Origin of the sequence: Nocardia sp. NPDC058114 (assembly GCF_042884695.1) — a bacterium.
GTDB lineage: Bacteria > Actinomycetota > Actinomycetes > Mycobacteriales > Mycobacteriaceae > Nocardia.
In genome coordinates this window covers 1,198,351-1,216,706 of record NZ_JBHVTK010000001.1, presented here as the reverse complement: position 1 = coordinate 1,216,706, position 18,356 = coordinate 1,198,351, and the positions used below count along the sequence as shown (strand labels likewise).

The 18,356-nt window shown below is 68.2% G+C and carries 22 protein-coding genes; 11 read left to right on the top strand and 11 right to left on the bottom strand.

What is annotated here, in order from left to right; genetic code table 11:
• Positions 1 to 42: 42 nt before the first annotated feature.
• Positions 43 to 561, bottom strand: a complete 519-nt coding sequence (locus tag ACFVVI_RS05520; protein ID WP_378987873.1) for a hypothetical protein — start codon at positions 559 to 561, stop codon at positions 43 to 45.
• A 139-nt stretch (positions 562 to 700) separates the two neighbouring features.
• On the opposite strand from ACFVVI_RS05520, the gene ACFVVI_RS05515 reads away from it, so the two are divergent.
• Both ACFVVI_RS05515 and katG read left to right on the top strand, forming a co-directional pair.
• Positions 701 to 1,135, top strand: a complete 435-nt coding sequence (locus ACFVVI_RS05515) for a Fur family transcriptional regulator (protein ID WP_056809750.1) — start codon at positions 701 to 703, stop codon at positions 1,133 to 1,135.
• Between the two features lie 11 nt (positions 1,136 to 1,146).
• Positions 1,147 to 3,375, top strand: a complete 2,229-nt coding sequence (gene katG, locus ACFVVI_RS05510; RefSeq protein WP_378988462.1) for a catalase/peroxidase HPI — start codon at positions 1,147 to 1,149, stop codon at positions 3,373 to 3,375.
• Positions 3,376 to 3,432: 57 nt separating this feature from the next.
• Here the strand turns inward: katG and ACFVVI_RS05505 are convergent, their stop codons facing one another.
• Both ACFVVI_RS05505 and ACFVVI_RS05500 read right to left on the bottom strand, forming a co-directional pair.
• Positions 3,433 to 3,888, bottom strand: a complete 456-nt coding sequence (locus ACFVVI_RS05505; RefSeq protein WP_387443410.1) for an SRPBCC family protein — start codon at positions 3,886 to 3,888, stop codon at positions 3,433 to 3,435.
• 57 nt (positions 3,889 to 3,945) lie between these two features.
• A complete protein-coding gene (locus ACFVVI_RS05500; RefSeq protein ID WP_378627590.1) occupies positions 3,946 to 4,356 on the bottom strand; it encodes a nitroreductase family deazaflavin-dependent oxidoreductase in 411 nt (136 codons plus the stop codon).
• 113 nt (positions 4,357 to 4,469) lie between these two features.
• On the opposite strand from ACFVVI_RS05500, the gene ACFVVI_RS05495 reads away from it, so the two are divergent.
• The 3 genes from ACFVVI_RS05495 to ACFVVI_RS05485 all read left to right on the top strand — a co-directional run bounded on the left by ACFVVI_RS05495 (position 4,470) and on the right by ACFVVI_RS05485 (position 7,455).
• A complete protein-coding gene (locus ACFVVI_RS05495; RefSeq protein ID WP_378987879.1) occupies positions 4,470 to 5,186 on the top strand; it encodes a metal-dependent hydrolase in 717 nt (238 codons plus the stop codon).
• Positions 5,187 to 5,401: 215 nt separating this feature from the next.
• Positions 5,402 to 6,658: a lipase family alpha/beta hydrolase gene (locus ACFVVI_RS05490; RefSeq protein WP_379315107.1), complete on the top strand. Its 1,257-nt coding sequence runs from the start codon at positions 5,402 to 5,404 to the stop codon at positions 6,656 to 6,658.
• On the top strand, positions 6,655 to 7,455 hold the full coding sequence (locus ACFVVI_RS05485; RefSeq protein ID WP_387443405.1) for a HugZ family protein: 801 nt from the start codon (positions 6,655 to 6,657) through the stop codon (positions 7,453 to 7,455). Before ACFVVI_RS05490 ends, ACFVVI_RS05485 begins: the two co-directional genes overlap by 4 nt.
• On the opposite strand, the gene ACFVVI_RS05480 is transcribed toward ACFVVI_RS05485, so the two are convergent.
• The 3 genes from ACFVVI_RS05480 to ACFVVI_RS05470 all read right to left on the bottom strand — a co-directional run bounded on the left by ACFVVI_RS05480 (position 7,456) and on the right by ACFVVI_RS05470 (position 8,956).
• Positions 7,456 to 7,842 carry a VOC family protein gene (locus ACFVVI_RS05480; protein WP_379315109.1) on the bottom strand — a complete coding sequence of 129 codons (387 nt, stop codon included), beginning with the start codon at positions 7,840 to 7,842 and terminating at the stop codon, positions 7,456 to 7,458.
• An 80-nt stretch (positions 7,843 to 7,922) separates the two neighbouring features.
• On the bottom strand, positions 7,923 to 8,273 hold the full coding sequence (locus tag ACFVVI_RS05475) for a hypothetical protein (RefSeq protein ID WP_379315110.1): 351 nt from the start codon (positions 8,271 to 8,273) through the stop codon (positions 7,923 to 7,925).
• 98 nt (positions 8,274 to 8,371) lie between these two features.
• Positions 8,372 to 8,956, bottom strand: coding sequence for an HdeD family acid-resistance protein (locus tag ACFVVI_RS05470; protein WP_378987895.1), 585 nt, complete (start codon positions 8,954 to 8,956; stop codon positions 8,372 to 8,374).
• A 161-nt stretch (positions 8,957 to 9,117) separates the two neighbouring features.
• Here ACFVVI_RS05470 and ACFVVI_RS05465 point away from each other — a divergent pair, with 161 nt between their 5' ends.
• Positions 9,118 to 10,092 (top strand): glycosyltransferase family 9 protein, encoded by a 975-nt coding sequence (locus ACFVVI_RS05465; RefSeq protein ID WP_378988464.1) that lies wholly within the window; start codon positions 9,118 to 9,120, stop codon positions 10,090 to 10,092.
• Here the strand turns inward: ACFVVI_RS05465 and ACFVVI_RS05460 are convergent.
• The gene (locus ACFVVI_RS05460) at positions 10,074 to 10,412 is read right to left on the bottom strand and encodes an ArsR/SmtB family transcription factor (RefSeq protein WP_378987898.1); all 339 of its coding nucleotides are present in this window, start codon (positions 10,410 to 10,412) and stop codon (positions 10,074 to 10,076) included. The genes ACFVVI_RS05465 and ACFVVI_RS05460 overlap by 19 nt on opposite strands.
• A 184-nt stretch (positions 10,413 to 10,596) precedes the next feature.
• Here ACFVVI_RS05460 and ACFVVI_RS05455 point away from each other — a divergent pair, with 184 nt between their 5' ends.
• Entirely contained in the window at positions 10,597 to 11,358 is a 762-nt protein-coding gene (locus ACFVVI_RS05455) for a M23 family metallopeptidase (protein ID WP_387443402.1), read from the top strand.
• A gap of 6 nt (positions 11,359 to 11,364) precedes the next feature.
• Here the strand turns inward: ACFVVI_RS05455 and ACFVVI_RS05450 are convergent, their stop codons facing one another.
• Positions 11,365 to 12,267, bottom strand: coding sequence for a LysR family transcriptional regulator (locus ACFVVI_RS05450; protein WP_387443400.1), 903 nt, complete (start codon positions 12,265 to 12,267; stop codon positions 11,365 to 11,367).
• A 90-nt stretch (positions 12,268 to 12,357) separates the two neighbouring features.
• Here ACFVVI_RS05450 and mqo point away from each other — a divergent pair, with 90 nt between their 5' ends.
• Positions 12,358 to 13,800 carry a malate dehydrogenase (quinone) gene (mqo, locus tag ACFVVI_RS05445; RefSeq protein WP_387443399.1) on the top strand — a complete coding sequence of 481 codons (1,443 nt, stop codon included), beginning with the start codon at positions 12,358 to 12,360 and terminating at the stop codon, positions 13,798 to 13,800.
• Between the two features lie 51 nt (positions 13,801 to 13,851).
• Here mqo and ACFVVI_RS05440 read toward each other — a convergent pair whose 3' ends face one another.
• Entirely contained in the window at positions 13,852 to 14,454 is a 603-nt protein-coding gene (locus ACFVVI_RS05440) for a TetR/AcrR family transcriptional regulator (protein ID WP_379314750.1), read from the bottom strand.
• A gap of 114 nt (positions 14,455 to 14,568) precedes the next feature.
• On the opposite strand from ACFVVI_RS05440, the gene ACFVVI_RS05435 reads away from it, so the two are divergent.
• Entirely contained in the window at positions 14,569 to 15,420 is an 852-nt protein-coding gene (locus ACFVVI_RS05435) for an SDR family oxidoreductase (RefSeq protein WP_379314749.1), read from the top strand.
• A gap of 104 nt (positions 15,421 to 15,524) precedes the next feature.
• Complete coding sequence (locus ACFVVI_RS05430) at positions 15,525 to 16,535, top strand: hypothetical protein (RefSeq protein ID WP_378987916.1); 1,011 nt, start codon at positions 15,525 to 15,527, stop codon at positions 16,533 to 16,535.
• 73 nt (positions 16,536 to 16,608) lie between these two features.
• Here ACFVVI_RS05430 and ACFVVI_RS05425 read toward each other — a convergent pair whose 3' ends face one another.
• Positions 16,609 to 16,935, bottom strand: a complete 327-nt coding sequence (locus tag ACFVVI_RS05425; protein ID WP_378627566.1) for a hypothetical protein — start codon at positions 16,933 to 16,935, stop codon at positions 16,609 to 16,611.
• Positions 16,936 to 17,141: 206 nt separating this feature from the next.
• Here ACFVVI_RS05425 and ACFVVI_RS05420 point away from each other — a divergent pair, with 206 nt between their 5' ends.
• Positions 17,142 to 17,477: an RNA polymerase-binding protein RbpA gene (locus tag ACFVVI_RS05420; protein WP_067453486.1), complete on the top strand. Its 336-nt coding sequence runs from the start codon at positions 17,142 to 17,144 to the stop codon at positions 17,475 to 17,477.
• A 70-nt stretch (positions 17,478 to 17,547) separates the two neighbouring features.
• Here the strand turns inward: ACFVVI_RS05420 and ACFVVI_RS05415 are convergent, their stop codons facing one another.
• Complete coding sequence (locus ACFVVI_RS05415; RefSeq protein WP_358110415.1) at positions 17,548 to 18,348, bottom strand: ABC transporter permease; 801 nt, start codon at positions 18,346 to 18,348, stop codon at positions 17,548 to 17,550.
• Positions 18,349 to 18,356: the final 8 nt, after the last annotated feature.

Genomic DNA, 18,356 nt, shown 5'->3' with positions numbered 1-18,356 from the left:
ATTCCTTGGCACAGTTCACAGTTCTGCGCTCTTCCACCGCGGTCAGAACGAGGGTACGTCGCTGGTGCTGGCGTTGCCACCGATCGAAGGCTGCAGCGTGATCTCCCAATCGGAGTCACCGTCGAACGGGTCGTCGAACTTCTGGAACTCACGCTCGCGGGTGAAGGCCAGCGTCGCCTCGTCCCAATCCTTGCCGGTCTTCAGATAGACGTAGTACGTGCCGTCGATCCCGGTGAGGGTGGCGTTGGAATTGCCCTGCACGTAGATGGTGGCCTGCGGCTTCTTGGGATCACCGTTGGTCACCACGACCGCGAAGTCGTCGCTGTTGCCGTTGACGATGTCGAGCTTGCCCGCACCGACCAGCCCGTCCTGCTGGACCACCGCTCCGTTCTCGCCACGACGGTTCAGCACCGGCGCCGCGGGGGTGGTCGCGCGCACGGTCGTGGTCGCCTTCGACGAACTGCTCGCCGGCGCGGCATCGACGGACTGTCCCGACTCGCATCCCGCTACCAGAAGGGCCACCGCGATCGCGGACACGGCATACCACTGACGATTCGACATCGTTCCCACCCCATGCTCATGGACCGGACTCCCCGATCCGGTCTTCCTCGCCAGTATTGCGCGAATTGCCCGGTATGTCATCACAACTCATCCTGGAAACCCGCCCCCACATCATCTGGAATGAGTCATGATCTGGAATGTGTCCACCACATCGGACTTCGAACAGATGCTGCGCGCAGCCTCCCTGCGCGTCACCGCGCCACGCCTGGCGGTGCTCACCGCAGTGCACCAGCATCCGCATGCCGATACGGACACCATTCTGAGCCGAGTCAGAGCCACCCTCGGGGCCGTCAGCCAGCAGGCCGTCTACGACGTACTGCGGGCACTCACCAGCGCCGGACTGCTCCGGCGGATCCAGCCGATGGGCACCGTCGCGCGCTATGAGACCCGCGTCGGTGACAACCATCATCACCTGGTGTGCCGATCCTGTGGGGTGATCGTCGATGTCGAGTGCGCCGTCGGCGACGCACCCTGTCTGACTCCCCTCGACGACCGCGGTTTCGTCGTCGACGAGGCAGAAGTCATCTACTGGGGCAGGTGCCCCGACTGCACGACATCACCATCACTCTCCTGAAAGGATTCACCGTGCCCGAGGAACACCCACCTATCGCGGAAGCCAACACGGAAGCCGGTGACAGTGGTTGCCCCGTCATGCATCGTCCGTTCGCCTCCACCGACGCGCGCGGAGCGAACGCCGAGTGGTGGCCGAACCAGCTCAATCTGACACTGCTGCAGAAGAATCCGCCCTCGGTGAACCCGATGGGCGAAGACTTCGACTACGCGGCCGAATTCGCCACCCTCGACCTGGCCGCAGTGAAGGCCGACATCGAGCAGGTCATGACGACCTCACAGTCCTGGTGGCCCGCCGACTTCGGCCACTACGGCCCGTTCTTCATCCGGATGGCCTGGCACTCCGCGGGCACCTACCGGGTCGGCGACGGCCGCGGCGGCGCGGGCGCGGGCCTGCAGCGCTTCGCCCCGCTCAACAGCTGGCCCGACAACGCCAGCCTGGACAAGGCGCGCCGGCTGCTGTGGCCGGTGAAGAAGAAGTACGGCCGCAAGCTGTCGTGGGCCGACCTCATCGTCTACACCGGCAACGTCGCGCTCGAGTCGATGGGCTTCGAGACGTTCGGTTTCGGTGGCGGCCGCGTCGACGCGTGGGAGCCCGAGGAAGACGTGTTCTGGGGCCCCGAGCGCACCTGGCTCGGCGACGAACGCTACACCGGTGACCGTAACCTCGAGCGTCCGCTCGCCGCGGTCCAGATGGGCCTGATCTACGTCAATCCCGAAGGCCCCAACGGCAATCCGGATCCCATCGCGGCCGCCGTGGACATCCGCGAGACCTTCGCGCGGATGGCGATGAACGACGAGGAGACCGCCGCGTTGATCGCCGGCGGCCACACCTTCGGCAAGACCCACGGTGCGGGCGACGCCGATCTGGTCGGCGTCGAACCGGAAGCCGCACCGCTGGAACAGCAAGGGCTGGGCTGGAAGAGCAGCTTCGGCACCGGAGTCGGCGAGGACGCGATCACCAGCGGCCTGGAAGGCATCTGGAACAGCACCCCCATCACCTGGGACAACAACTTCCTCGAAACCCTCTACGGGTACGAATGGGAGCTGACCAAGAGTCCGGCGGGCGCGCACCAGTGGATTCCGAAGGACGGCGCGGGCGCCGACACCGTGCCCGACCCGTTCATCACCGGCAAGAAGCGCGCACCGATCATGCTCACCACCGACCTGTCGCTGCGGTTCGACCCGATCTACGGCCCGATCACCCGCCGCTGGCTGGAGAACCCCGCGGAGTTCGCCGACGCGTTCGCCCGCGCCTGGTACAAGCTCACCCACCGCGACATGGGTCCGATCGCCCGCTACCTGGGCCCGCTGGTTCCGTCCGAGGAACTGCTGTGGCAGGACCCGGTGCCCGCCCAGAACGGCCCGGTGATCGGTGATTCCGAGATCGCCGCGCTCAAGGGTCAGATCCAGGCCGCCGGCCTGTCCATCGCCCAGCTGGTGACGACGGCGTGGGCGGCGGCCTCGTCGTTCCGCGGCAGCGACAAGCGCGGCGGCGCCAACGGCGGCCGGATCCGGCTGCAGCCGCAGGCGGGCTGGGCGGTCAACCAGCCCGACGAGCTCGCCCAGGTGGTGCGCGTCTACGAGGGCATCCAGGACACGTTCAACGCCGGCGGCGGCACGCAGGTGTCGTTCGCCGACCTGGTCGTCCTCGGCGGCGCGGTCGGTGTGGAACAGGCCGCCCAGGCTGCCGGTTTCCCGGTGACGGTGCCGTTCACGCCGGGTCGTACCGACGCGACCCAGGCCCAGACCGACGTCGAGTCGTTCGACGCGCTCGAGACCCCGGCCGACGGGTTCCGTAACTACGTGTCCAAGGACGCGCAGATTCCCGCGGAGTTCCTGCTGATCGACAAGGCGAACCTGCTCACGCTCAGCGCGCCGGAGATGACCGTGCTGATCGGCGGTCTGCGCGTGCTCGGCGCGAACTACCAGTCCTCACCGCTGGGCGTGTTCACCGATACCCCGGGTGCGCTGACGAACGATTTCTTCGTCAACCTCCTCGACATGGGTACCGAGTGGGCGCCCTCGGCCGCCGACGAGAACAGCTACGAAGGCCGTGACCGCTCCTCCGGTGCGGTCACGTGGACCGGCAGCCGCGTCGACCTGGTGTTCGGCTCCAACTCGCAGCTGCGGGCCGTGGCCGAGGCCTACGCGACCGACGACGCGAAGGAGAAGTTCGTGCACGACTTCGTCGCCGCGTGGACCAAGGTCAGCAACCTGGACCGGTTCGACGTCACCGCCTGATCCGAACAGCGAAACACCCTGCGGCTCAGCTCGAGTCGCAGGGTGTTGCGTTGGTGGCTAGGACTCGGCGAGGGCGGCCAGCCGGTCCACCGATGCCTGCAGCTTGTCGGCGGTGGTGGCCTTGGCCCGCACCTGACGCAACTCGTCGTGCAGTTCGGTCCAGTCGTAGGTGTGGGTCACCCGGGTGTGGGTGTCGTCGATCGGCTCGAGCTCCCAGCGCCACAGATGTCCCGGCGGGGTCTTGTCCCGCTCCGACGGGTTCCACGCGATACGGCGACCCTCCTCGAACTCGACGATGTGGTTGTCGCGGTCGGCGCCGTTGGTCAGCGTCGTGGTGAACACGTCACCGACCGCGCGGACCCGCTGGCCTTCGACGGCCTGCGCGAGGTTGTCGTTGCCGTCCCAGCGCGGCTGCTGCGCGGGATCGGCGATCAGGTCGAAGATCGCGGCGGTGGGCGCCGCGATGTCGCGGGAGGCGTGGACGATGCGTGGCACGTCGATGGTTTCGGTCACCGGGCGATAGAACCAGCAGCTCACCCACCCCGGCAACCATTCCGCTCGAGCACGCGACTAACTCGTTCGATACACCGCGAACACCGGGATCTCCCGATCGGTCTTGTCGCGGTACTCGGCGAAGCCCGGCAGCCGCTCGACCATCCGGTCGTAGAGGGCGGTGCGCTCGGGATCGGCGACGAGTTCCGCCTTGCCCCGGTATGTTTCGGTCCCGACCTCCACGGTGAGTTCCGGGTCGGCGAGGAGGTTGTGATACCAGGCCGGGTGTTTGTCGGCGCCACCGTTGGAGGCGATCAGCACGATCCGGTCGCCGTCGGGCAGGAACACCAGCGGATTGGTGATCGCGCGCCCGGACTTCGCGCCGGTGGTGGTGATGATCACCATGGCGTCGTTGCCTTCGAACATGCCACCGACGCGGCCGCCGTTGGCGCGGAACTCGGCGATCACCTGGTCGTTGAAAGCATTCATCATGGTCCTTTCGTCGGGTAACTCCCCCTGCCCCAACGATCCAGGCGCGCCCCGCATTCCGGCGCTGTCCACGGCATATGCGCCGAAGTAGTGACTTACTCTAACGTTGCGGGGTGCTAGGACATTCTCATGCGACCAGTGGGGCGCTGGCCTGGGCCGGTACGGCCGCCGCGTTACCGCTCACAGTCGCCGCTTTCCCCCTGTTCGACAGCGACACAACGCGATTCGGCATCGCGGAACTCATCATGGGCACGCTGCTCACCGCCGGTGCGGCGCTGCTGCCGGACGCGGATCATCCCAGCGGCACCATCTCCCACGTCCTCGGGCCGGTGTCACATCACCTGTGCCGGTTGATCTCCTGGGCGTCGGGCGGACATCGTCACGGCACGCATTCACTGCTGTTCGTCGTCGCCGCGGTCGCGGCCACCTGGGCCGGGGAGCACTACCTCGGCCGACCGTTCACCCTCGGCCTCGTGTTCTTCCTGCTCGCCCTCGCGGTGCGATCGCTGCACCTGTGCCCGCCGGGAAAGAGCGTCCGGACCTACGGAACGGTGATCGTGCTCGCGACGGCGGGCACCTTCGCGGTCGATCAGTGGATCGTCGATCGACCGGCGTGGCTGCCGATCTGCGTGGGTCTCGGCTGTCTGGCCCACCTGCTCGGCGACTGCCTCACCGATCGGGGCTGCCGGTTGCTGTGGCCGTTTCCGTTGCGCACCCGGGTGCCGCTGATCGAGCGGACCGGGAACCGGGTCGAGACCTGGGTCATCTCTCCCCTGTTCGTGCTCGGCACGATGGGCGCGCTCTGGTACGCGATCGTCCACCGGCCGTGATCGCTGGGACGGCGGGGCTCCCGCCGTCCCGAGCCGACCGGCGTAGCCGGTTCTTCGCCGATTACCCCGCTTGGTTCACATGTTTAGATGCGCATATCGCAGTATCAGAATGATTTTTGTGAGTCATCCCAACGTCGACACTCAGGGCATCGTCGCAAATCTCGAAGCCGCCCCAACCCCACCATCATTCAGTGCACAGTTGTACTCTCAACTCTGTGACGGAGCAGCTCCCCCAAGCCCAGGCCGAAGTACAGGCGCTCACACGGCTCGCCGGTGACGAGTTCGCCGGGGCGGTCGATGGGATCGCGGCCATCCACCGAGCCCTCTCCGACCGGGTATTCGCGGCGGTGCGGCTGGGCGTCGGTCCCGCGGCGGCGCCGGTGAAAATCGTCCACGACGCCATCACCGATGGCGTGTACGCCGCCGTCAGCGGCACCGGCTTCGTCGTCGGCGAGGTCGCGAGCGCGGTCCAGCTGCCCGGTGTCACCGCTCCCTCGCGCACCGTGTGGGGTGCGGGCATTCTCGCCGCGATCCAGGGGCTGATCGGTGACACGCTCGAGGACGAGACCCCGATCCTCTCCTCCCCCATGACCTTTCGCGTCGACGGCGTCCCCGTCCCACCCGAGGAGTTCGCCGCCCACGTCCCGGTGCCGACGACCCGGCTGGTCGTACTCCTGCACGGACTCGTGGAGACCGAACACTCCTGGCGGCTCGGTAATCGTCCCACCTACGGCGAGCGCCTCGAAGACGATCTCGGCTACACCCCGCTCTTCGTCCGCTTCAATACCGGTCTGCACATCTCCGAGAACGCCGCCCAGCTCAGCGCCCTGCTGACCCGCCTGGTCGACAGCTGGCCGATGCCGGTGCACGAGATCTGCCTGATCGGGCACTCGATGGGCGGACTGGTCATGCGCAGCGCCTGCCATCAGGCCGAGGAGTCGGGCCAGCAGTGGGTGCGATCGGTGCGCCAGGTGGTGTGCCTGGGTTCACCACACCTCGGTGCGCCGCTCGAACAGCTCGTGCACTACGCGTCGGCCGCGCTCGATCTGCTGCCCGAGACCCGGCCGCTGAGCACACTGCTGCGCAGGCGCAGCGCGGGCATCCGCGACCTGCGGCAGGGCTCGCTGGTCGACGAGGACTGGCGCGACCTCGACGTGGACACCCTGCGCGCGCGAGCGGTGAAGGAAGTACCGCTGCTGCCCGGCGTCGATCACTACTTCGTCACCACCACCATCACCCACAGCCCGAAACATCCGCTCGGCGTGATCATCGGCGACGGCATGGTTCTCACCGGCAGCGGGTCGGGGCGCGGCCGGACCCGGCGCCTCGATTTCGACGCGGTCAACAGCCTGCACATCCCCGCGGCGAACCATTTCAGCCTGCTCAATCACGACGCTGTCTATGAAGCGCTGCACGGCTGGTTGACGAGCGCACCCCGCCGCGCGCGTCAGGTGGATACGCTGTGGCCATGACTCTCGACCACGGCGACCCGGGCGACGCACCTGCCATTCCGCTGCCGACCGCCCCCCTGGCCAACGAGGCCCGCCCCTCGCCGGCCGAAGAAGCCAGAACGATCGCGGCGGGCACCAATACCGGCACGCTGGCCAGCCTCACCGCCGACGGCGCGCCGTGGGCGTCGTTCATCACCTACGGATTGCTCGACGGCGCACCGGTACTGAGCGTGTCGCGCCTGGCCGAACACGGCCGCAACCTGGCCGTTGACCCGCGCGCCAGCATCGCGATCGTCACCCCCGACATCCCGGCCGACCCGCTGGCGGGCACCCGGATCACCCTCGCCGGTTTCGTGGAACGCCCGACCGGCGCCGAGGCGGAAGCGGCCCGAGCGGCCCACCTGGCGGCGATCCCGGCGGCCAAGTACTACATCGACTACAGCGATTTCACGCTGTGGGTGCTGCGCGTCGAGCGGGTGCGCTGGGTCGGCGGCTACGGCCGGATGGATTCGGCCTCGGCCGCGGAATACCTTGCCGCACAGCCGGACCCGATCGTCGCACACGCCGCGCCCGGCGTCGCGCACCTCAACGCCGACCATGCCGAAGCGCTGCTGGCGATGGCCCAGCAGCTGGGCGGATTCCCCGACGCCATCGCCGCCACCTGCGAGAAGGCCGACCGCTACGGCCTCGACCTGCGGGTGGAATCACCACGCGGCGTGGCGCTCACCCGAGTCGGCTACGCCAGCCCCCTGTCCGAGATCAGCGAATTGCGCGCGGCGACAGTGGAACTCGCGCGCCGGGCCCGCGCGACGCCCTGATCACGCCTCGTACAGCTCGAGCGGCAGGTCGTCCGGATCGAAGAAGAAGGCCATCTGCTTGCCGGTGTGCTCATCGGTGCGCAGTTCCTCGGTCCGGACGCCCCGTGCCCGCAGCTCATCGAGGGCGGCGGGCACGCTCGCGACCGCCAGAGCCAGATGCCGCAACCCCGCCGCTTCCGGTCTGCTCGGGCGTGCGGGCGGGTCGGGAAACGAGAACAATTCGATGCGGACCCCGCCGGGCAACTCGATGTCGAGCTTCCACGAATCGCGATCGGCCCGGTAGTTCTCGTCGAGGACGGTCCCCCCGAGAGTCTCGATATAGAAACTCTTGGAGCGGGCGTAGTCCGTCGCGATGATCGCGATGTGGTGGATGCCGAGAAATTGCACGCCGCAACGCTAGCGGATGCGCGCCGGCGGATCCCGCACGGACGCGACCGGCGCGACCTTCCTCGGTATCGGGCGCGCACTCAGGTCCAGAGCACCGCGACCAGCACGTTCACGATCGCGAGGCCACCGGCGGCGTCGGTCATCCAGTCGATCTGCTTGCCGCGCTTCGCGTCACCGCGGCCCATTTCGGCGAACGCCGCCACCGCGACCGCGACAACCAGCTTCACAGCCAGCTTCGTCGTATCCGGATCCTTGTCGAGCGAGTCGACCGCCGAAGCCAGCCCCGCCAGGATCACCCCGGTGATCAGCTGGGCGCGCGCGCCCCACACCATCAGCTCGGACACCACCGGACGCGAGGCGACGTACCCACCGACCACCGCGGCCATGCCGAGCAGGTGGGTGACAACCACCAGGTCATAAACGAATTCCATGGGTGCGAAGCGTAGTTCAGACGGCAGCGTGGTTCAGACGAAAGCGGCCGGTGCCCGAAGGCACCGGCCGGTTCAGACGAACTATTCCGTGGCCAGGATCAGCCCAGCTGCTCGTCCAGCAGATGCGCGTCCTTGCGGATGCCGAAGGCGGTGATGACTTCCATGACACCGATGACGATCAAGAAGATGCCGACGACCCAGACCAGCGTGGTGAGGGAGCTGATCGGCCACACGATCAGGACGACACCGGCCAGCGCGCTGATGATGCCGTAGAAGATCTGCCAGCCCCGGCCGGGCACGCCCGACTCCGAGATGGCGGCGAACAGGACGGCGACGCCACGGAACAGCCAGCTGATGCCGATGAACAAGCCGAGCAACACAATCGAGGTGAGGTCGTCGCGGAAGCAGAACACACCGATGATCAGCGACAGCACACCACTGATGAACGACAGCACCCGAAAGCTGGTGCTCGGCAGGTGGGTGAAGGCGGCGATCAGCTGGAAGATACCGCTGACAACCATGTAGATACCGAACAGAATGCCCGCCACGAGCAGCGACGGACCGGGCCACACCAGCACGATGATGCCGAGGACCACCGCGAGGAGGCCGGTGACCAGAACTGTTTGCCAGGTTTTCTTGGCAAGAGCCGTGAACGGGCTCCCAATCACGGTATTTGTCGTCATGACGAGATGTTATGCCCGCTTGCTCTGGTTTTCCGGAAATTAGCTGGAGCTGTCATCGTGTCGCGATCACGCACAGCGCCGTGAGCGGGCCCACAGGCGAGCCGTCACATCGTTGCCCTCGCGAAAGTTTGGTCGCCGACAGTCTCGGGTAGATGAAGAATGTGTCGGTTGTACTCGTGCTGCAAGCTCGGGGCCTCGGTGAGCTTCTCTCCGCGGTCCCGGCTCTGCGTGCCCTGCGCCGGGCCGAACCACAGAGCCGGATCGTCCTGGCGGCGCCGCATCGGTTGGAACAGATCGTCGACCTGATCTCCTCGGTCGATGAACTCGTCGCCACCGCCGACCCGGCCGCCCTGATCTGGGATGGACCCGCGCCCGAATTAGCGGTGAACCTGCACGGCCCCGACGGCGCCAGCGCCCGAGCACTGGCCGATACCGGCGCCGCGCGGATCATCGGTCATCGCACGCCCGCGCTGCCCAAGCTCGCCGGTCCGCGCTGGGATCCCGACGCGCATGTCGTCGACCGGTGGTGCCGCCTGCTCGAGGGCGAGGGCATCGACGCGGATCGGCGAAACCTCGGATTGGTGCCGCCGGTGGCCTCGATCAGCCGGCGCGATTGCATCGTCGTCCATATCGGCGCGGGCGCGCCCGCCCGGCGGTGGCCGCCGGAGCGGTTCGCCGCGGTGGTGCGCCACCTGCTGGTACTGGGCCGCGACGTGGTGCTCACCGGCGACCCGTTCGAGCACGACATCGCTCGACAGGTGGCCGCGCAGGCCGGCTTGCCCGACGACCGGGTCCTCGCCGGTCGGCAGAACCTCACCGACCTCGCGGCGACGGTGGCCGAGGCCGCCCTCGTGATCAGCGGCGATACCGGTGTCGCACACCTGGCGACAGCGTTCGGCACCCGCACGGTCCTGTTGTTCGGTCCCACGCCACCGCGCCGCGGCGGCCCGCCCGCACATCTGCTGGGCAGGCACGCGGTGCTCTGGGCCGGACAGGTCGGCGATCCGGACGGCCTGAGCACCGACCCCGGTCTGCTGCGGATCGGCGTGCCCGAGGTGATCGCGGCGGTCGATATGCAGCTGGACAAGCAGGCGTGGGCCGAATCCGGCCGGTCACGTTACCGCCGGGTGGGCTGAGCCGGGTCGGCGTCGGCCGCCTCGCGCAGAGCGGCGGCATGGGCGGCGAGCGCGCTGGGCCAGTACTTGTCGAGGTAGTCGCGCGCGTCGTTGAGGCCGCGCGGGTCGAGGGAGTAAAGGTGCCTGTTCCCGTCGCGGCGCATGCGGACCAGGTGGGCCTCGCGCAGGACGCGCAGGTGCTGCGACGCGGCTGAACTGGTGATTCCGGTGGCGGCGGCGAGGTCGGCCACCGAGCGGGGACCCTGCGGCAGCAATTCGAAGATCGCGCGCCGGGTGGGGTCGGATAACGCCGTGATGGCACGGACTCCGTTAGCGTCCACTGAATCAGTGTCCCTGGGATGCGGAATTTCGGCAACGATCTTGACCAGGGCAATTTCACCCGGTGAGTAACAGGATGTTGGCCATTCGTTAGAGTATCGTTATAGATCAACTGGGGTTATAGCGCTTCGTGATCGCAGCCACAGGATTGGCCGCGACGGTTACGGTTTAGCTACGTTCATAACCATGTTCGTGACCAACCCGTTATCTGCTCGAGTCTCCGACGCCTTCGCAGGTCGTTGGGGAGGCGTGGTCGCGGGTGCGGTGGCTCTGTCCGCACTCGTGGGTACCTCCGTCGCCACTTTCAGTGAGCCCGAGAGCCCTGTTCCCACTACCACGATCGCCGCGGACGCCACCGAGGCCATCAACGCCGGCCAGTCGCCGTACCGCTTCACCGCGTACACCCCGGCCGAGGCCCAGGGCCCGCAGGGCGCGACCCCCGCGTCCGCCCCGATCCCGTGGGAGGAGCACCGCGAAGCCGTCGGCCTGGAACTGCCGCCGCTGCCGTTCATCGCTCCCCCGCCGCCGCCGCGCCCGCAGACCGTTCGCCCGGTCAGCGGCAGGCTGACCTCCTACTACGGCGCCCGCTGGGGCACCGCGCACAACGGCATCGACTTCGGTGACCCGATCGGCGCGCCGATCTTCTCCGTCACCGACGGTACCGTGATCGAGGCCGGTCCGGCGTCGGGCTTCGGCCTGTGGGTCCGCGTCCAGCAGGATGACGGCACCATCGGTGTGTTCGGCCACGTGAACGACATCCTGGTCGAGGTCGGTCAGCACGTCAACGCCGGTGACACCATCGCCACCGTCGGTAACCGTGGCAACTCCACCGGCCCCCACCTGCACTACGAGGTGCATGTGCCCGACGGCTCGCTCTACGGCGCCCCGATCGACCCGCACCCGTGGCTCGCCGCGCGTGGCGTCGATGCCGGCGTCGCCCAGGACTGATACCGCTCACCCACTGATCGCCGCCCGGCGCGCGATCAGGAATTCCCGAAGCCGCGCGACCGCGAGCGTCGAGTCATGGTCTCCCGAGACCAGGCCGACCTCGCGGTCGCGTTCGCCATCGATGGGTATCACCGCCAGGTCGGGGTTCGCGACCTCGGCGGCGGGCAGTAGCGCGACGCCCTGCCCGAGTGCGACCAGTGCGCGCAGGGTTTCGAACTCGGTGATCTCGAAGACCACTCGCGGTGTGAAACCCGCTGCGGCACACCAGCTGTCGAGCAGGGTGCGCAGCTGGTAGCTGGGCGGGTTCGCGATGAACGCCTCATCGGCCAGTTCGGCGAGGTCGACGCGGGCGCGCCGGGCCAGCGGATGCGTGCGCGACACGTGCAGGTCGATGCGCTGACGGCCGAGATCGACGGTCGGCAGGTCGGCCGGGGGCGGGATCATCACCGCGAGGTCGAGCCTGCCCTCGCGCACCTGCTCGGCCAGCGCCTCGCCGTGCGCCTGCACCAGATGCAACCGGATCCGAGGCGCGCGGGTGTGGAACTGCGCGAGCAACGACGGAATGCTGACCGGGCCGAGCGTGAGCGGGAATCCGAACCGCACCAGCCCGCTGTCGGGGTCGGCGTCGGCGCGCACCTGCCGCACCGCGTCGTCGAGTGCGCGCACCAGTCCCCGGGTGTGCGCGTAGAGATCACGCCCCTGCGGGGTGAGGGTGACCCCGCGCCCGATCGGCTGGAACAACGCCACGCCGAGGAGCTGCTCCATCGTTCTGATCCGGCGGCTGAGCGAGGACTGCGGCACGCCGAGTCGCTGGGCCGCGCGCGTGAAGTGGCCTTCTTCGGCCGCCGCGTCGAAGGCGGTCAGCAGCGGAGCCAGTGCCTGTGCTCCCGCCTCCGCTGAATCATCCATATCCGGATCATATCCTCGGCGATTCCGTATTGGACGGATCGCTGTTTCCGGCGTGACGATGGCGGTACACAGCTCACGGGAGGTTCGACCATGAACGACACCACACCCACACGGCCCAGCACCGGCAGCGGCGACGACATTCTCGACGCGGTACTCATCGGCGGCGGCATCATGTCGGCCACGCTCGGCGCCCTGCTGAGCACCCTCGCGCCCGACTGGTCGATCGCACTGTTCGAACGGCTCGGCGAACCGGCCGCCGAGAGCAGCCATCCGTGGAACAACGCGGGCACCGGACACTCCGGGTTGTGCGAGCTCAACTACATGCCCGACGCGGGCGACGGGGCCAAGGCGGCCGGGATCGCCGATCAGTTCGCGCTCTCGCGCCGGTTCTGGTCGGCGCTGGCCCACCGTGGTGAGCTCGCGCCCGACACGTTCCTCACCTCGACACCGCATGTCACGGCGGTCTTCGGCGAGCGAGACATCGCCTACCTGCGCCGGCGGTACGCCACGCTGCGCACGCTGCCCGCGTTCGCGGAGATGGAGTACACGGAGGATCGTGCGGTGATCGCCGGCTGGGCGCCGCTGCTCGTGCGCGGCCGGGCCGACGGCGAGGCGATGGCCGCCACCCGGCACACCGCGGGCACTGATGTCGACTTCGGGGCGCTGACCAAGTCGTTGTTGTCGACGATGAGCGCGGCGGGCAACGCGGTCAGGATGCATCGTGAGATCACCGGACTCACCCGCAGCGCTGACGGGCTGTGGACCGTCCGCGGCCGCGATCTCGACAGTGGGCGGCGGTTCCAGGTCAGGGCGCGGTTCGTGTTCGTCGGTGCGGGTGGGTACGCGTTGCGGCTGTTGCAGCGGGCCGGTCTCCCCGAGGTGCGCGGATACGGGGTGTTCCCACTGGGCGCGCAGTTCCTGCGCACCGACAACCCCGAGGTCGTCGCCGAGCATCGCGCCAAGGTCTACAGCCAGGCCGCGCTGGGCGCACCGCCGATGTCGGTCCCGCATCTGGATCGCCGCGAGGTCGACGGCACCGGCGCGCTGCTGTTCGGCCCCTACGCCACCTTCAGCACCCGCCTGTTGCGCCACGGCAAGCTCACCGATCTGTTCACCACGCTGCGCCCGCACAATATCGTCCCGCTGGTCGCGGTCGGTCTGCGGAATTTCGATCTGGTCCGCTACCTCGTCACCGAGCTACTGGCCACACCCCGGCGCAAGTTCGCCCAACTGCAACGCTTCTACCCCACCGCCGACCCCGCTGATTGGACCCTGGTCCAAGCCGGGCAACGCGCCCAACTGGTCAAACCCGATCGCGAGCGCGGCGGCGTCCTCGAATTCGGCACCGAACTGGTCACCGGCGCGGACGGCACCATCGCCGGCCTTCTCGGCGCCTCCCCCGGTGCCTCCATCGCACCGTCGATCATGAGCGACCTGCTCGAGCGCTGCTTCCCCGAACGCCGATACGAGTGGGCCACACTGCTCGCCGAATTGCTGCCGCCTGCCCGATCGACCACCGACGTCACGTCGTAGAACACCTGTCGGACAAGCACATCCGCACCCCGGCCGGGGTGCGGATTGCGTTCACCGCGGGGCGGTGACGAGTGCGCCGATGAGGCGGTGGCTGCGGGCCGACATCTGGGCGGCGGTCTGGTCGGGATGACGCAACCACCACAGGACCAGCGAGGTCACCGCGCCCATCCAGACGTCGGTCAGCGCCGAGAGGTCGGTGGGGTCGGTGAGCTCGACAGCGCCGATGGCATCGGCGACACCGCGCGCGGCCTGGGCGGCGATGCGGCGGCGGGCGGCGCGGACGGCGTCGGCGGCGGGGCCGTCGTCGGGGTGGGAGCGGTCGAAGAGCACGGTCCAGTCGTGTGGGCGCGGCTCCAGCGCGACGAAGATCGCGTCGAGTGTCCGTTCCGCCTTGCTGAGACCGCCGGCCCCGGCGATAGCGGATTCGATCGCGTCGAACAGGACGGTGGCCGCCCGGTCCACGCAGGTGATGTAGAGCCCGTCCTTGGACTGGAAGTAGGTGTAGACCAGCGGCTTGGACACGCCCGCGCGCTGCGCGACATCGGCCAGGGACAGCCCCGCGTAACCCACACGACCGATTTCGGCGACGGCGGCGTCGAGGATCTGCTGTTCGCGCTCGGGGCGGGGGACACCTTTGGTACCGGCTGTGCTCACCGTTCCATCCAACCATCGACCTCCGTGCCGGTTGACACCCAATTGGTCCCTTTGTAATTTACCATTAAGTAAATTACCTGTTCGCCCCCGCTGTACGCCTCGACAGGAGTCCCCGTGTTCGCCGAAGTCGCACAATCGGTACTGCTCAACCCGCCCGCACTCCCCCGCGTGCTCGCGCGGCTGGTTCGTGGTGAGCAGCACGAGATTGCCGGGAAGACGGTCGTGCTGACGGGCGCCTCGTCGGGCGTCGGCAAAGCCGCGGCACACGCGCTCGGCCGGGAAGGGGCGCGGGTGGTGCTCGTCGCCAGGAATGCCGAGCCGCTGGCCGAGGTGCGCGACGCGGTTCGCGCCGAGGGCGGGGATGCCGAGATGATCACCTGCGACCTCGCCGACGCCGAGCAGACCGACGCGCTGGCGAAGACCCTGCTCGAGCAGTTCGGGACGGTCGACGTGCTGGTGAACAACGCGGGCCGTTCGATCCGCCGCGGCGCCGCCGACACCACCGACCGGTTCCACGACTACGAACGCACCATGGCGCTGAACTACTTCGGAGCGACCCGGCTCACGATGGGACTGCTGCCGTCGATGCTCGACGCGGGCACCGGCCACGTCGTCAATGTCGCGACCTGGGGTGTGGCCGCGGGATCGATGCCGCTGTTCACCGCTTACCACGCGTCGAAGGCGGCGCTCGGCGCGTTCGGGCGCAGTCTCGGCGCGGAGACCCGGCGCCGTGGCGTGCACGTCACCACCATCGGATATCCGCTGGTGCGCACCGAGATGATCGCGCCCACCGGCAAGTACGCCGACGCGGCGGCACTGTCGGCCGAGGAAGCCGCCGACTGGATCACCACCGCGATCCGGACCCGCCCGGTCGAGCTGTACCCGACCTACACTCGCGTACTCCAGGCCCTCGCGCTCGTCTCACCCCGCGCGGTCGACGCCGCGATCTGGCGGATGGGAATCTGAGACAACCCCTAGAACTCGCGTAGCCCGACCCGTACCCGGGTATCGGAGCCGAACCGTTCCACAGCGGGACGTGGTGTGGCGCACCGGATTTCTACCTTCGGTACATGGCGACGATCGACCTCACCCACACGCTGTCCCGCATCACATCCCCCACCGCGCGCGACGGCACCGACCGCGCCCCCTGGCACGGCCCGCTGCTGGTGAATTCCGCGCTCATGACCGCACTGGTGGTGGTGTCGATGGTCGGGATGGTGGTCGACGACCGACTGCTGCTCGGCGAGTCGGTGTGGCTCAAACCGGCCAAGTTCGGGCTCGCCTTCGCCCTCTACGGCGTGACCCTGGCCTGGATACTGCGGCTGCCGCATCGCGGACGGCGTGCCACCTGGTGGCTGGGCACTGTCTTCGCGATCACCGGGGTCGCCGATGTGGGATTCATCGCGGTCCAGGCGGCACGCGGGACGTTCAGCCACTTCAACGACGCCACCGACCCGGTCAACGAGATCGGGCAGCAGGTGTTCGCATCCGGCGTTCCCGGGTTGTTCCTCGCGAATCTCGTCCTGGCGGTGATCATCTCCTGGCAGAAACTGGCCGACCGGCCGACCAGGATCGCGTTGAAGGCCGGGCTGTGGCTGGCGGTGACCGGGATGGCGCTCGGGTATCTGATGGGGTTCACCGGGCCGCAGCTCGTCCGCACGGCCGACGGCACCGTCGTGGGGTTGATGGCCGGGCACACAGTGCGGCCCGGCGATACAGCACGTGACGCTGCCGCGGGCATGCCGATCACCCACTGGAGCACCATCGGCGGCGACCTGCGCATCCCGCACTTCGTCGGGCTGCACGGCATCCAGGTGCTGCTGCTGATCGCCTTCGCCCTGGTAGCACTCGCGCCTCGCTACCGCTGGTTGCGCACCGAAACGACCCGTGCGGCGCTGCTCGTGGTCGCAGTCCTCGGCTACTTCGGACTGCTCACGCTGGTGGTCTGGCAGGCGCTGCGCGGACAGTCGCTCACCAGTCCCGACCTCGCGACAGCCGGTGCCGCCGCGGCCCTCGCGCTGTTCGTCGCGGGGGGCATCACCGCCGTGTACCTGCGTGCCCGGGAGTCACTGCCGAGCTAGCGCGGTAGTCGCCCATCGGTGCCGCTGCGTGTACCCCATCGGCTTACGTTGGGGTACACGGGTTTTCGCATCGTCAGCGGAGTCGTTCCGCTTCCCGGGCCAGCTGAAGCAACGTCGCACTCAGCTCTGCCAGCTCCGCCGGAGAAGCTCCCTCCCCCACGGCCGTCGCCACGTCCTCGGCCGCACACCGCGCGGCGAACCACCGATCGGCGAGATCGGCGGCCTCCTGCGCGGTCAGCACCACCGCGTCCTCGGGAATTCCGGTCCCCTTGAGGCTGCTCCGGTGCTCATAGGCACGTTGGCGACACGACTGGCGGCAATAGCGGCGACGCCGACCCGACTCCGAATCCACGATCTCCCGCCCGCACCACAGGCAGGACAGCAGGCGACTGCGCGACATGATCGGAAACCCTATCGGCCCGCGACACACTTCGCCGGTTCAGGTCTCGCTGAGCGGGCACCCTCCCGATACCGACCTACCGTCGACGCCGATTCGGGGGTCGCTCGGCTGAAGTGGCCGGGCGACTACAATGGAACAGTTCAGACTTCCCGTGCGTTGAGGTAGTACGAGTTGCGGCACCAGCCGCCGAAATTACAGGAGCACACATGGCAGATCGCGTACTCCGGGGCAGCCGGCTCGGAGCGGTGAGCTACGAGACCGATCGCGACCACGACCTGGCCCCGCGCCGGATCGCCCGCTACCGCACCGACAACGGTGAGGAATTCGACGTCCCGTTCGCCGACGACGCGGAGATCCCGCCCACCTGGCTGTGCCGCAACGGCCAGGAGGGTCAGCTCATGGAGGGCACCTCCGTGGAGACCAAGAAGGTCAAGCCGCCGCGCACCCACTGGGACATGCTGCTGGAACGTCGCAGCAAGGAGGAGCTCGAGGAGCTGCTCAAGGAGCGCCTCGACCTCCTGAAGACCCGTCGCCGCGGATAACACAGAAGATGTGAACGCCGAAGGCCGCCTCCCCCGCGGGAAGGCGGCCTTCGGCGTTGTGTGGCCGTACTCAGTGGCTGGCGACCTTGCGGTACTGCAGTAGTGCCGCGGGCATCGCGATGGCGAGGATGACCAGCGAGCAGATGATCGCGTAGAGGATGCAGTTCTCCGCGGCCCAGCCTGTGGCGGGGACGAAGGTCGGGGGCGAGTCGTTCTCGAAGAGCTTGCGACCCGCCGCCGACACCGCGGTGATCGGATTCCATTCGGCGATCGCGCGCAGGGGGCCGGGCAGGGTTTCGGCGGAGATGAACGCCGAGGAGATGAACGTCAGCGGGAACAGCCAGATCAGACCCGCGCTCTGCGCCACCTCCACCGTCGGGGAGACCAGACCGGTCAGGGCGCCGACCCACGACATCGCGAACGCGAACAGCAAGATGATCGCGAACGCGATCACGGCATCGCCGAAGCTGCCGTGGATGCGCCAGCCGACGATGTACCCGCAGATCGACATCACACCCAGGCTCACGATGTTGACGACCAGGTCGGACAGCGTGCGCCCCATCAGGACCGCCAGCCGCGACATCGGCAGCGTCCGCATCCGGTCGATGATGCCCTTCTGCAGGTCACCGGCCAGGCCGACGGTGGTGAACGCGGCATTGAACGCCACGGTCTGGGTGAAGATGCCGGCCAGCAGGAACTCCCGGTACTGGTCGCCGCCGAGCGAGGCACCGAAGATGTAGGCGAACAGGAACACGAACATCAGCGGCTGGATGGTGGCGGTGACCAGCAGCGTCGGTACCCGCAGAATGGTCAGCAGGTTGCGGTAGGCCACGATCGCGCTGTCGCGCACGAACCGGGCCTTCGGTTCCATCTCCTCGC